We start from the raw sequence: 14,359 nt of genomic DNA on the forward strand, positions 1-14,359 counted from the left end.
ACCTAAACAATTTGTATGAAAACACTGCAAAAAAAGTTACTACTTTTCTTACTTATCTTTCCGATAGGGATGTTTGCACAAAACACACTTAAAGGTGTTGTTTTAGAGGGTAAAACGCAACAGCCACTGCCTAGCGTATCCGTAGCAATCGAAGGTACTAACACTATGACTGCGACTGATTTTGATGGTAATTTTACATTATCAAATCTAAAAAAAGGACAAAAAATCACGTTCTCTTTTATTGGATTTAAAAATCAAACATTAGTTTATGAAAATCAATCTTCAGTTACTATTCGATTAGAAGAAGATTTACAAGAATTAAAAGATGTTGTAGTAATTGGATACGGAGCTGTAAAGAAAAAAGATGCTACCGGTACCGTTGAATTAATAACATCTAAAGATTTTAATGATGGTCCCGTACTGTCACCACAACAATTAATCAGTGGTAAAGTAGCTGGGGTAAGCATATCTTCAAACGGAGGTTCTCCGGGTGAAAGTTCAAACATTAATATTAGAGGTATAGGTTCGTTATCGTTAACCAGTCAACCTTTATTTGTAATTGATGGAGTGCCTATTGATGGGGGTGTAGGCGGATCTAGAAACCCATTAAACTTGATCAATCCAAGTGATATTGAGAGCATGTCGGTTTTAAAAGATGCTTCTGCAACTGCAATCTATGGATCTCGTGGTGCAAACGGTGTAATTGTGATTACAACCAAAAAAGGAAAAAATAAAGAATTTAAATACACGTTCAACTCATCAACTACTATGTATGATGTTATGAATAGAGTAGATGTAATGTCGGCAAATCAATTGCGTGATGTTATTGCATTGGATTCAAATTATGATGATACCACTTCTGGATTATTAGGAACTGCTAATACCGATTGGCAAGACGAAATTTACAAAACGGCTTTTGGTAGAAATCATGATTTTAGCGCAACAGGTAATGCTTGGGGTGTTCCAATGAGAGCGTCTCTTTCGTATACAAATCATGACGGTATTTTAAGTACGGATAACTTTGAGCGTACTACTGCCGCTTTATCGTTTAGTCCAAGTTTTCTTGACAATGCTTTAAAGGTAGAGATTAATGCCAAAGGGAATTACGAAGAAAATCAATTTGCTAACAGAGGCGCTATTGGTTCGGCAGCAGTTTTTGATCCAACACAATCTGTATTTGATGCGAATTCACCATTTGGGGGTTACTTTGCTTGGATCTCTCCAGCTACTAACCAACAAGTTGCTTTAGCGCCAACCAACCCGGTTGCTTTGTTAAACTTAACAGATGATTCGTCTGAAGTAAGACGATTTTTAGGAAACGTTAAAGCAGATTACAACTTGCCGTTTTTTAAAGATGTAACAGCAACCGTAAATATAGCTTTGGATAAATCAAACAGTAATGGAAGAAATATTACATCTGATTTAATTCCAACTTCTGATCCAACTTGGAACGGATCTCGTGTTGCCTATGCAAACAATTCTACAAATAAATTATTTGATGCATATTTTTCATATGTAGGATCTTTCAGTGACAAACACAATTTAAATGCTGTAATTGGACATTCTTATCAATCTTTTGAATATGACAATTACAGATATGATAGTGAAAACGAAGAGGACGGAGTAGAATATGAATTTATTGATAAATCTAGAAATGTCTTGTTGTCTTATTTCGGTCGTGTAAATTATGATTTCAAAAAACGTTATTTATTTACTGCTACTTTAAGAGCTGATGCTTCTTCTAAGTTGAATCCAGAAGATCGTTGGGGTTATTTTCCATCTGTTGCTTTAGCATGGAATGTTTTGGAAGAGTCGTTCATGAAGAATTTAAAAATGGACAATTTGAAATTGAGAGTGGGTTATGGTGAAGTAGGTAACGTAAATGGTTTAGGAGATTATAAATTCTTAACACGTTATACAGGAAGTACGCAAACAGCTCAATACCAATTTGGATCTGCAAACGGATTACCTTCTTTCTATCAAACCTATAGACCCGATGCGGTTAATAAAGATTTGAAATGGGAAATTGGCCAATCGTTAAACGTTGGTTTAGATTTTGGATTCTGGAATAATCGTTTAAACGGTTCGGTGAATGCTTATGTAAGAAGATCAAAAGATTTAATTGCTAATTCAACAGTTGACCCTTTCACTAACTTCTCGAATCAAATTGAGCGAAACATTGGTGACATGGAAAACAGAGGTATTGAATTTGCTTTAAATTTAACACCTATCAAAACCGATAATTTTGAGTGGAACATCAATTATAACATTGGGTTCAACCACAACGAAGTAATTAAATTACCAGACAACCAACCTGTTGGAGGTATTTCAACCGGAGTAGGAAATAATGTTCAAATGCATGCTGAAGGAGAACAACCTTATAGTTTCTTTGTATACAAACAAATTTATGATGCAAGCGGAGTGCCAATTGAAGGTGCGTTTGCCGATTTAAATGGCGATGGTCAAATTAACGACAGCGACAAATATTTTTACAACGATCCATTCGCAGATATTTTAATGGGTATTAATACCGATTTTAGATATAAAAACTGGGATATGGCTATTATTTCTAGAGTTAGTTTAGGAAACTACATCTATAATGATGTAAAAGCATCAAAAGGAATTTTAGATTTAGCTGTTCCATCTACTAATGATTATATTACAAACTTACATACCGATTATTTGACATCTGGTTTCACAACTATTTCTGATGTAACGGCATTAAGTGATCATTTTATTGAAGATGGATCGTTCTTCAAAATTGACAACATTTCAATTGGATATACTGCGAAACAAATTTCAAAAGGAGTTGATGCTCGTTTCTATGGATCTGTTCAAAATGTAGCAGTATTTACTAATTTTAGCGGTATTGACCCTGAAATTCCTTCAGGAATTGATAATAATTTTTATCCAAGACCTCGCTCATTCATGTTTGGCGTTAATTTCAATTTTTAAAAATTTAGTTTATGAAAAATATTTTTATAACATTAACAACAGCATTAACATTACTTTTTTCAGTAACGAGTTGTCATAGTGATTTAGATCAATCGCCTATTGACCCAGATAGTTTTACTGAGGAAGACGTATTTGCTAATGCTACTGAAGCAAAAAGTGCACTAGCTAAAGTTTATGCTAGTTTGGCTTTGACTGGTCAGAATGGACCAGCGGGTCAGCCCGATTTAGGAAATATTGATGAAGGATTTTCACAATTTTCAAGAATGTTGTTCAATTTGAATGAATTGACTACTGATAATGCTGTAGTAGCATGGGGAGACGCCGGATTGCAAGATTTACACGGAATGTACTGGACAGCAAGTAATGACTTTACTGATGCGATGTACAACCGTTTGGCTCAAACCGTATCGTTCTCTAATTCATTTATTGAAAATGCAGAACGTTTAAATGATCCTGTGGTAACGCAATACATTGCTGAAGCACGTTTCATCAGAGCTTATGCTTACTACAACTTAATTGATATGTATGGCAATGTTCCGTTAGTAACGCGTATCGAAACTACATTGCCAATGCAAAGTACTCGTGCTGAAATTTTCAATTTCATTGAAGCGGAGTTGTTGGATATCCAAAACGATTTAGCGGCATCTGGTGCTAATGAATATGGACGTGTTGATCGTGTAGCTTCTTGGGCTTTATTGTCTAGATTGTATTTGAATGCAGAAGCTTGGACAGGTACAGCTCGTTACAACGACTGTATTACCTTTTCAAACAATGTAATGACTTCAACGTATGCTTTACATACTACAGATTTAAATGCTAATGGTACAGCTTATGATGAATTATTCTTAGCAGATAACGGTTCAAATGGAGCACAAAACGAATTTATTTTTGCTTTAAATTTTGACGGATTAAACAGTCAGACCTACGGTGGAAGTACTTTCTTAGTGCATGCTGCTGTTGGTGGTTCTATGAACCCAAATGATTTTGGTGTGAATGGAGGCTGGGGTGGTCTTAGAACGACAAGTGCTTTGGTAGGTAAAATGGGGGCAAATGATAAAAGAGCCATGTTTTATTCTAATGGACAAACTCTTGAGATTGCTAACATCAGAAGATTTACAGATGGTTATGCGGTTACAAAATTTAAAAACGTAACATCTACTGGGCAAAGAGGTAGAGATGCTTCTGGTAACTTTGTGGATACAGATGTGCCTTTAATTAGATTGTCTGAAATTTATTTGAACTATGCTGAAGCCACATTAAGAGGTGGAAACGGTTCTTTAACTGAAGCTTTAAATAGAATCAACCAAATTAGAGCAAGAGCTTACGGAAATACTACAGGTAATATTGCAAGTAGTGCTTTAACGCTAAACTTTGTTTTAGACGAAAGAGCTAGAGAATTGTTTTGGGAAGGACAACGTCGTACCGATTTAGTTCGTTACAACTATTTCACAACGAATACTTACTTATGGCCATTTAAAGGAAATGCTCCTTCAGGATCAGCAGTAGGTGGTTTTAGAAATTTGTTCCCAATCCCTTCTAATACGCTTCAAGTAAATTCAAATTTAACACAAAATCCAGGATATTAATTTAATTCTAAATCAAAATGAAAAATTTTATAAAAATTTCAATATTGTTTTTATCATTGGCCACAAGTATAGTTTCTTGTGATGATGATTATGCTGTCTTTACAGCTACTCCTCAGGGAGAGTTCGATTTTACAAACACTTTTTTAAGTGAGTATGCTTTACCTGCAGAAAACATTACCGATAACAATATCGGAGCTGTTTTTGCATTCAATGCTGCAGATTTTGGTGTTCAAACCAATGTTTCGTATCGTTTAGAGTCTTCAATTCTTGGAGATTTTACAGATGCTGTAGTGGTTCCAACACTTTCTAATGCAAACAATCAAATTGAAGTATCTATTGGAACTTTAAAATCATTGGCTACCGATTACGGTTTTACAGCGCCAGGTGCAGGGGTGTTAAACTTTAGAGTAAAAGCATATCCTGGTGATGGTCTTTCAACAACTTTAATGTATACACCTGTTCAAAGAATAAACGTAACACTTTTAGAAGCAATTTCTGGAGGTTCAGGTGTTGAAATTTCGCAATGGGGAGTTGTAGGATCTGGTTATAACAACTGGGGTGCCTTTGCTGATGCTCCTTTTTATACAACTACTCAAGCTAATGTATTCGTAGCTTACGTTACTTTAGTTGCTGGTGAAATCAAATTCAGAGCAAACAACGATTGGGGAACAAACTTCGGTGATAATGGAGCGAACGGTTCAATCGAAGCAGGAGGAGCAAATATTGTAGTGACTCCAGGTACTTACAAAATCACTCTTGATTTAAACAACAATACCTATACAAAAGAATTATTCTCATGGGGAATTGTAGGTTCAGGATACAACAACTGGGGAGCTACTCCAGATGCTAAATTTACTTACGACTATGTAACTAATACGTTTAAAGTTGGTGTTAAATTAGTAGCTGGTGAAATCAAATTCAGAAAAAACAGCGACTGGGCTGATAATTTTGGAGATAATGGTGCTAATGGTTCGTTAGAAGCAGGTGGAGCAAACATTGCTGTAACAGCTGGTTATTATATGGTAACGTTAGATTTAGTAAATTCAACTTACACTATTGAACAAGCAGATTTATACGGTGTTGTTGGTTCAGGATACAACAACTGGGGGGCATCACCAGACTTTACTTTTACGCCATTAAGCAACGGTGTATGGGTAGCTGAAATTGTGCCTTTAACAGTAGGGGAAATCAAATTTAGAGTAAATCAGGATTGGGCTGTTAACTTAGGTGATAATGGTGCTAACGGTACTTTAGAAGCAGGTGGTGCAAACATTGCTGTGACAACTGCTGGTAACTATAGAATTGTAGTAAATACTTCTGATTCAACTTACCAACTCAACCGAGTGAATTAATAATAACAAAACAAAAAAGGCTGGCCCAACGGTCAGCCTTTTTTTTATTTAAATAAAAATTTATGAAAAAAATAGTACTTTTTGCACTATTGTTATCCACCCTACATTCTTTTGCACAGCTAACTTGGCAAGGAGGAACAACACCCGAGCAAACCAGTTCGGCAACTTTATTGTTCAATAAAACAGGAACACCACTAGCAAGTTACACGGGTATTATTTACGCACACATAGGCGTAACACTTAATGGAGCTCCATGGCAAGGGGTTATTGGTACTTGGGGGAATAATGCCACCCAACCGGCTTTAATCTTGGTGTCTGGATCTACTTATAAGTTGGATTTAACGCCTACGATTCAAAGTTTTTTTGGCATCAATTCGGGAACTATCAGCAAAATTAATGTCGTTTTTAGAGCAGCGGCTGGCAGTCCACAAACGACCGATTTAGAAATTAATGTTGGCGCTTTTCAGGTCAATTTAACGGCACCCTTGCAAAACAGTACTACCATTTTAAATAGTGGTGCTGCTCTCACGGTTGCGGCTAACAATACCAATGGAAACGCAAATTATGTTCTAAAAGCGAATGGAACAACATTAAATACAGCGACTAGTGTTGCAACTTATAGTTATACCCATTTAAATATTACAAGCAATCAAACTTATGCGTTGGAAGTAACACAAGGTGCTATAACGACAACCAAAAATTTCAGAGTATTGGTTAATCCAAATACGGTATCGCAAACTATACCAGCTGGCTTGGTCAATGGAATTAATTATAATGCTTCGGATAACACCAAAGCTACTCTAGTATTAGATGCACCTTTGAAAGATTTTGTGTATGTAGCGGGTAGTTTTAACAACTGGAATCCAACCAGCAGTTACGCCATGAAGAAAGATCCGGCCTCGGGGAAATATTGGTTAGAACTTACCGGATTGACATCAGGAACAAATTATTCCTATCAGTATTGGGTAGTAGATCAAACACCTATTGCAAATTCACCTGCTTTGGTAAAAGTAGCCGATCCTTGTTCAACAATCGTTTTATCTCCTTTTGATGACCCTTACATTCCGAGTAGTACATATCCGAATTTACCCTTGTATCCAGCTGGTCAAGATCGTGAGGTAACGTTATTAAAGACCGGTCAATCTGCTTATAATTGGCAAGTAACTAATTTCAATAAGCCCAATAAGGATAAATTAGTCGTTTATGAATTGTTAATTCGTGATTTTGACGCCAATAGAAATTTTCAAGATGTGATCAATCGCATTCAATATTTTAGAGATTTGGGAATCAATGCCATCCAATTAATGCCTGTAATGGAATTTGAAGGAAACGAAAGTTGGGGATACAATACCGCATTTCACATGGCTTTAGATAAATTCTATGGAACCCCAGAAAAATTTAAAGAATTAGTAGACGTTTGTCATCAAAACGGAATTGCTGTTATTTTAGACATCGCCTTCAATCATGCTTTTGGAAGAAATCCAATGATTAGAATGTGGATGAACGACCCTGATGGAGATGGATGGGGTCCTCCAAGTACAGAAAATCCTTATTTTAATACAGTTGCAAGACACAGTTATAGTGTTGGCGATGATTTTAATCATTCATCACTTTTGACCAAAAACTATGTGAAACAAACCATTAAGCATTGGATTACCGAATATAAAATTGACGGGTTTCGTTGGGATTTAACCAAAGGATTTACCCAAAATTGTACGGCAAGTGATCAAACGTGTACTAATAATTATCAGCAAGATCGTGTCAATGTTTTAAAAGAATATGCCGATTATTCTTGGAGTTTAGACGACAACCATTATGTAATTTTTGAACACCTTGGAGGAGATGTTGAAGAGCGTGAGTGGGCCAATTATCGTCTAAGTGAAGGAAAAGGAATTATGATGTGGGGTGAATTATTCACACAATATAAAGAGCTTGCTTTAGGTTTTTCCGGTCAAAATATTTCTAGAATGTCACACACCAGTCGTGGTTTTAATGGTAAAAGGTTGTTAGGCTATCCTGAAAGCCATGATAAAGATCGATTAATGTATGAAGCCATAACTTATGGTAACACAGCTGGAACTGTTCCTGTTAGAAATAATTTAACCAATGCCTTAAATAGAATGGGAGCTATAGGAGCAACTAGTCTTTTAGTTCCAGGGCCCAAAATGATTTGGCATTTTGGCGAATTAGGGAGTAGTCAATCGATTTATACATGTGTCAACGGCACAGTTAATGATGAGAGCAGTACAATTCCTGGTGATTGTAAATTAGATACTAAAGAGCAAGTACAATGGACACAAAATTGGTTGGCCGATACCCGAAGAACAGCTATATTAAATGATTGGTCTAAGTTAATTAAACTCAAAACCACCGAACCAGTGTTTTTGGCAGATCATGCAATCAGTCCAGAATCAAATAATAATTTCAAACAAAGAATCTACATTTACAACAATGCGTTTACTACATCTCAGCTAAGAAACGTTGTGGTTTTGGCAAATTTTGATACTAGTAATACTACAATTAATCCAAATTTCCCAACTGATGTTTATACGTATCCAATGACATGGTATGATTTAATGAATAATAATACTCCGGTAACAATTAACAATCCGACCGATTTAATTACGGTGGCTTCGGGTCGTTTTAGAGTATTTGGAAATCGTCCCTCTACATTAAGTTCTGAGGATTTCAATACGTTTTCACCCGATGTGATGCTTTATCCAAACCCAGTTAAAAATAGTTTTGCTATCAACCAGGATGCTACAAGTGTTGATATCTATACCCTTACGGGCCAATTGGTAAGTACCTATACTTCAGTGGCTGCCGATCAAGCAATTTTAATTGATCAATTGCAATCAGGGATTTATATGGTTAAAATTAAAACAACAACAGGGTCAATACAAACCAAAAAAATTAGTAAAGAATAACTATTTTTGAGTTAGTACTTATAGTTAGTATTTATGCATACCCCAAAAGAGGAATTACTTTTTTTGGGGTATTTTTTTGGAGAATCCGTTGTAACATTTTTAGCGTTTACGCTACTTATACTAATAGATTATAATTTATGCTTTTATACATACGTTTACTTACAGAAAGTTTCAGCTTTGCACTCAATGCGCTTCGCAATAATAAATTGCGTACGTTATTATCCTTGTTAGGCGTAACGATAGGAATTTTTTCCATTATAGCCGTTTTAGCTGCTGTGGATTCTATGGATAAAAAAATTAAAGAAGACCTGAGTGATATGGATATGAATACCATTTACTTGATGAATTTCTCCTTTGGTCCCTCTGAAGTTCCCCGATGGAAGCGCGATCAATTTCCTAAAGTCACGTATGAAGAATTTGAGTTTTTGAAAAAAAGTGTTCCCAGTATTGATAAGATTTCATTTAACTTTTTTGCAAGAAATGAAAGTGTAAAATTTGAATCAAAAACAGTAAATTCAATTCGTGTTAAGCCTTCAACAGAGGATTTTTTTGATATAGAACCCATTAAAATTGAAACAGGTAGGTTGTTTAATGCTGCCGAGTCTAATTCAGGAAGTCCTGTAGTTGTAATTGGAAATGAGGTAGCAAAGGGATTATTTGACACTAGTGATCCAATAGGAAAAAAAATACGATTATACGGTCAAAAACTAACTGTTATTGGAGTGCTAAAAAAGCAAGGTCAAGGAATGTTTGGTGATAGTAATGATGTGGGAGTTTTTTTTCCAGTTAATTTCTTGAGAAGAATGTATGGGGATGATAATGATGCGTTGCGTGCTGCTATATTAATTAAGCCGGAAAAAGGAATTGACATCGAAGAGTTTAAAGCAGAAGTGTCACAAAAATTAAGAGTGCATAGGGGAGTAAAAACAGGAGAAATTGATAATTTCTTTATGAATGTGCTCTCCGGTTTTACCGATTTTATTGATAATATCGTCGGTCAAATGAATGCTATTGGTTGGGGCATCAGTGCTTTTTCTCTATTAGTAGGTGGATTTGGAATAGCGAATATTATGTTTGTTTCGGTTAAAGAGCGCACCAATTTGATTGGTATTCAAAAGGCATTAGGAGCAAAAAATAAATTTATATTGTTCCAATTTTTGTTTGAAGCGGTAATATTGTCTTTAATTGGTGGTCTGATCGGAATGTTCTTGGTTTGGATTATTGCAATTATATTATCTAATACCTTAGATTTTGAATTTGTTTTAAGCGCTTCAAACATGTTACTTGGTTCTGGTTTAGCAGCCTTTATTGGATTAATAGCCGGAATTGTTCCTGCAATTTCTGCCTCTAAATTAGATCCTGTTGAGGCTATTCGAAGCGGCATGTAATCACTTGATTTTTTGTATATTTGAATGGTAAATTATTCCAAATGTATAGCACCTCTCAAATTCAATAAATGTTATGTTTGAAAAAGTGCATTCTATCGGATTTTTTCTCATAGAACTATTTTGTATGCATAAAATTAAGAATGAAAAATTATTTATCCTTTTTTGTTTTATTGTGTTCTGTCTTTGCCTTTTCGCAAACAGTGCAAGATTCAATTGCTTCTAGCAAAGAGCTTACGGAAGTAATCATTTCTGCTAACCGCTGGAAACAAAATAGTAAAGAGGTACCACAGAAGGTAAGTGTAATTACAACCCGCAACATTACATTTCATAATCCTCAAACGGCCGCTGATTTATTGACGATTTCGGGAAAAGTGTTTATGCAAAAGAGTCAGCAAGGAGGTGGAAGCCCTATGATTAGAGGTTTTGCCACGAACCGATTAGTATATGCGATAGATGGGGTTCGAATGAATACTGCCATTTTTCGTGGAGGGAATATTCAAAATGTCATTTCTTTAGATCCTTTTGCAACCGAACGAACGGAGATCGTTTTTGGACCCGGTTCTGTGATTTATGGAAGCGATGCTATTGGTGGCGTGATGAGTTTTCAAACTTTATCACCTCAATTTTCAAACGAAGAAAAAACAGTTGTTTCTGGTAGCGCAGTAACGCGATATTCTTCTGCGAATAATGAAAACACAGGGCATTTTGATGTGAATGTAGGTTGGTCCAAATGGGCTGCGGTTACCAGCATCAGTTCGAATGATTTTGGTGATTTGAAAATGGGGACTCATGGTCCTGATGACTATTTACGCCCCTTTTATGTTCAAAGACAAAATGGAACAGATGTGATTGTTACTAATGAGGATCCATTAGTGCAAAAACCTACCGCATATTCCCAAATTAATGTCATGCAAAAATTGCGATATAAACCAAATGAAAAGTGGGATTTTCAATACGGCTTACATTTTTCAGAGACTTCCAGCTATGCCAGATATGATCGACACATTCGCTATACCAGTGTTGGTTTACCAAGGTATGGAGCATTTAACTATGGGCCTCAAAAATGGACGATGAACAATTTGAATATTACACATCACTCCAACTCAAAACTATTTGATCAAATGGTCCTTCGTTTGGCGCATCAGTTTTTTGAAGAAAGTAGAGTAAGTAGGAATATAAATAGTCCCAACAGAGATATTCGAACTGAAAAAGTAAATGCCTATTCCGTAAATATTGATTTTTCAAAAACAATAGCCCTCAATCATAAAATCTATTATGGAGTTGAATATGTTCTCAATGATGTAAACTCTTCTGGGGTAAATCAAGACATAGTAGCAGGAACAAGTCAGGCAGGACCTTCTCGCTATCCTCAAGCGATATGGGAATCTATGGGCGTTTATGTGAATGACCACTATTTGCTGTCGGATAAATTTACCCTTCAAGCCGGATTGCGATACAATACGTATCGTTTGAATGCCGATTTTGATACGACCTATTATCCATTTCCATTTACTAAGGCAACAATCGACAACCATTCAGTAACGGGTAGTGTTGGATTTGTATATCGACCCACAAAAAAATGGGTAATCAGTTCAAATGTAGGAACGGCTTTTCGATCTCCTAATGTAGACGATATAGGAAAGGTTTTTGATTCTGAACCAGGAGCTGTGGTTATTCCGAATCCCAAATTAGTAGCAGAATATGCATACAATGTTGATTTTAATGTGCTTAAACAAGTGGGGAAAAATGTTAAAATTGACCTCTCTACCTATTATACCTATTTAGATAATGCTCTAGTAAGAAGAGATTTTACGTTAAATGGGGCTTCACAAATCATGTATGATGGCGAATTGAGTCAAGTGCAAGCGATTCAAAATGCAGCGCATGCGTTTGTATATGGAGTTCAAGCAGGGATTGTGCTTAATCTTCCTTCAGGATTTCGGTTTACTACCGATTTAAATTATCAAAAAGGTGAAGAAGAATTGGACAATGGTAGAAAAAGTCCTTCGCGTCATGCAGCACCCTTTTTCGGATTAACTCGATTTGGATTTACCCATTCAAAATTAGATCTGGAACTCAATCTGCAGTACAGTGATGAAGTAGCTTACAAAGATTTGGCAGAAGAAGAAAGAGGAAAAAAAGAAATTTATGCCCTTGATCGAAATGGGAATCCCTATTCGCCAAGTTGGTATGCGTTGCATTTTAAATCGATGTATAAGTTTACGGATAAGTTGACCATTACTGCAGGAATAGAGAACATAACCGACCAACGATACCGGCCCTACAGTTCTGGCATTGCATCGCCCGGCAAGAATTTTGTTTTGTCAGTACGGGCTATATTATAAAAAAATCCCGTTAGGTTACTAACGGGATTTTTTTATCTAATGGATTGATTTTGAATCAAATCGATATATAAGTTGATTTTATCTTTCAGTTCTTTTCTAGGTGCAATGAAATCTAAAAATCCATGCTCTAATAAAAATTCAGACGTTTGAAATCCGTCGGGTAAATCTTTTCCTGTGGTATCTTTTACCACTCGAGGTCCCGCAAATCCAATCAATGCGCCAGGCTCTCCAATATTGATATCTCCTAGCATTGCGTAAGATGCCGTTGTTCCACCCGTTGTAGGATCGGTACATAATGAAATGTATGGAATTTTTGCCTCCGCTAATTGTGCTAATTTTGCCGAAGTTTTGGCCAATTGCATTAACGAATAAGCCGCTTCCATCATACGTGCTCCTCCCGATTTTGAAATCAAAACAAAAGGGACATTGTGTTTAATTGAATAATCAATAGCTCTTACAATTTTTTCACCTACTACCGCTCCCATTGAACCACCAATAAAAGCAAAATCCATACAAGAAACTACTAGTTCTTTCCCTTTTGATTTTCCTACAGCCGTACGAATTGCATCATTTAATTTGGTTTTACCCATTACGTCTTTTAAACGATCACTGTATTTTTTAGTGTCTTCAAATTTTAAGGGGTCTTTAGATGTTAATTTGGCATCAAGCTCTTTAAATTCGTTGTTGTCGAATAAAATCTCGAAATATTCTTTACTACCAATTCGAACATGATAATCATCTTCCGGACTAACCCATAAGTTTCTGGCCAATTCATCCTGGTCAATAATTTTTCCGGTTGGTGATTTGTACCACAATCCTTTTGGAACATCTTTTTTGTCTTCCGTTGCAGTGGTAATTCCTTTTTCTTTTCTTTTAAACCAAGCCATAATTAAGTTAAAAGTTAGAAGTTAGAAGTTGGAAGGCTAACCTTATCTTCATCTAATTTCAATTAATAATAAATTTTAAACGACGTACTTTGTACCTCGTATTTCGAACTTATAAAGTATTCACGTTATTTAAATCGGCAAAAGCTTGTTCTAATCGTGTATTGAACGTAACTTCACCTTCACGTACCCACTTTCTTGGGTCGTAGTGTTTTTTATTTGGACTGTCAGCACCATCAGGGCTTCCAATTTGTGTTCTTAAATAGTCTACTTTGTTTACCATATAATCACGGATACCCTCTGTAAACGCAAATTGCAAATCGGTATCAATGTTCATTTTTATTACACCGTAACCAATCGCTTCTCTAATTTCTTCAATCGTAGAGCCTGATCCACCGTGGAACACAAAATCAACAGGATTTGCTCCAGTGTTGAATTTATTTTGAACGTATTCTTGTGAATTTTTAAGAATTTTTGGCGTCAATTTTACATTCCCCGGTTTGTATACACCGTGAACGTTTCCAAACGAAGCTGCAATGGTAAATCTCGGACTTACTTTCATTAACTCTTCATATGCATAAGCTACTTCTTCGGGTTGGGTATATAATTTGGAACTGTCTACATCGGAGTTGTCTACACCATCTTCTTCACCCCCCGTGATACCCAATTCAATTTCTAAGGTCATGCCCATTTTGCTCATTCTTTCTAAATATTTTTTAGAAATTTCAAGATTCTCTTCAATTGGCTCTTCTGATAAATCAATCATGTGCGAACTGAATAATGATTTTCCTGTTTCGGCAAAATGTTTTTCAGAGGCATCTAATAATCCATCAATCCAAGGCAATAAATTTTTAGCACAATGATCGGTATGTAAAATCACAGTTGCACCATAAGCTTCGGCTAGTGTATGGATGTGTTTTGC

The 14,359-nt window shown here is 35.9% G+C and carries 8 protein-coding genes; 6 read left to right on the forward strand and 2 right to left on the reverse strand.

Going from position 1 to position 14,359, the window contains the following annotated elements:
- Nucleotides 1-15: 15 nt before the first annotated feature.
- The 6 genes from ACIQ6Z_RS06880 (at nt 16) to ACIQ6Z_RS06905 (ending at nt 12,553) form a co-directional block, all read left to right on the forward strand.
- Complete coding sequence (locus ACIQ6Z_RS06880) at nt 16-2,955, forward strand: SusC/RagA family TonB-linked outer membrane protein (RefSeq protein WP_396210181.1); 2,940 nt, start codon at nt 16-18, stop codon at nt 2,953-2,955.
- Nucleotides 2,956-2,966: 11 nt separating this feature from the next.
- Nucleotides 2,967-4,541 (forward strand): RagB/SusD family nutrient uptake outer membrane protein, encoded by a 1,575-nt coding sequence (locus ACIQ6Z_RS06885; RefSeq protein ID WP_396210182.1) that lies wholly within the window; start codon nt 2,967-2,969, stop codon nt 4,539-4,541.
- Nucleotides 4,542-4,558: 17 nt separating this feature from the next.
- Complete coding sequence (locus ACIQ6Z_RS06890) at nt 4,559-5,893, forward strand: SusE domain-containing protein (protein WP_396196570.1); 1,335 nt, start codon at nt 4,559-4,561, stop codon at nt 5,891-5,893.
- A 62-nt stretch (nt 5,894-5,955) separates the two neighbouring features.
- A complete protein-coding gene (locus tag ACIQ6Z_RS06895) occupies nt 5,956-8,820 on the forward strand; it encodes an alpha-amylase family glycosyl hydrolase (protein WP_396210183.1) in 2,865 nt (954 codons plus the stop codon).
- 137 nt (nt 8,821-8,957) lie between these two features.
- Nucleotides 8,958-10,208, forward strand: a complete 1,251-nt coding sequence (locus ACIQ6Z_RS06900; protein ID WP_396210184.1) for an ABC transporter permease — start codon at nt 8,958-8,960, stop codon at nt 10,206-10,208.
- Between the two features lie 140 nt (nt 10,209-10,348).
- Nucleotides 10,349-12,553, forward strand: coding sequence for a TonB-dependent receptor plug domain-containing protein (locus ACIQ6Z_RS06905; RefSeq protein ID WP_396210185.1), 2,205 nt, complete (start codon nt 10,349-10,351; stop codon nt 12,551-12,553).
- A gap of 32 nt (nt 12,554-12,585) precedes the next feature.
- On the opposite strand, the gene accD is transcribed toward ACIQ6Z_RS06905, so the two are convergent.
- Together accD and fbaA are read right to left on the reverse strand one after the other, a co-directional pair.
- Nucleotides 12,586-13,440, reverse strand: coding sequence for an acetyl-CoA carboxylase, carboxyltransferase subunit beta (gene accD / locus ACIQ6Z_RS06910; RefSeq protein WP_396210186.1), 855 nt, complete (start codon nt 13,438-13,440; stop codon nt 12,586-12,588).
- A gap of 109 nt (nt 13,441-13,549) precedes the next feature.
- A partial coding sequence (gene fbaA / locus ACIQ6Z_RS06915) for a class II fructose-bisphosphate aldolase (protein WP_396210187.1) occupies nt 13,550-14,359 on the reverse strand: 810 nt, incomplete at its 5' end.

Source organism: Flavobacterium sp., from assembly GCF_044376915.1.
Taxonomy (GTDB): Bacteria; Bacteroidota; Bacteroidia; order Flavobacteriales; family Flavobacteriaceae; genus Flavobacterium.

Excerpts from the sequence above, each read along its gene's own strand:
- ACIQ6Z_RS06880 (WP_396210181.1), top strand. The coding sequence starts at position 16 with ATGAAAACACTGCAAAAAAAGTTACTACTTTTCTTACTTATCTTTCCG.
- ACIQ6Z_RS06885 (WP_396210182.1), top strand. The coding sequence starts at position 2,967 with ATGAAAAATATTTTTATAACATTAACAACAGCATTAACATTACTTTTT.
- ACIQ6Z_RS06890 (WP_396196570.1), top strand. The coding sequence starts at position 4,559 with ATGAAAAATTTTATAAAAATTTCAATATTGTTTTTATCATTGGCCACA.
- ACIQ6Z_RS06895 (WP_396210183.1), top strand. The coding sequence starts at position 5,956 with ATGAAAAAAATAGTACTTTTTGCACTATTGTTATCCACCCTACATTCT.
- ACIQ6Z_RS06900 (WP_396210184.1), top strand. The coding sequence starts at position 8,958 with ATGCTTTTATACATACGTTTACTTACAGAAAGTTTCAGCTTTGCACTC.
- ACIQ6Z_RS06905 (WP_396210185.1), top strand. The coding sequence starts at position 10,349 with ATGAAAAATTATTTATCCTTTTTTGTTTTATTGTGTTCTGTCTTTGCC.
- accD (WP_396210186.1), bottom strand. The coding sequence starts at position 13,440 with ATGGCTTGGTTTAAAAGAAAAGAAAAAGGAATTACCACTGCAACGGAA.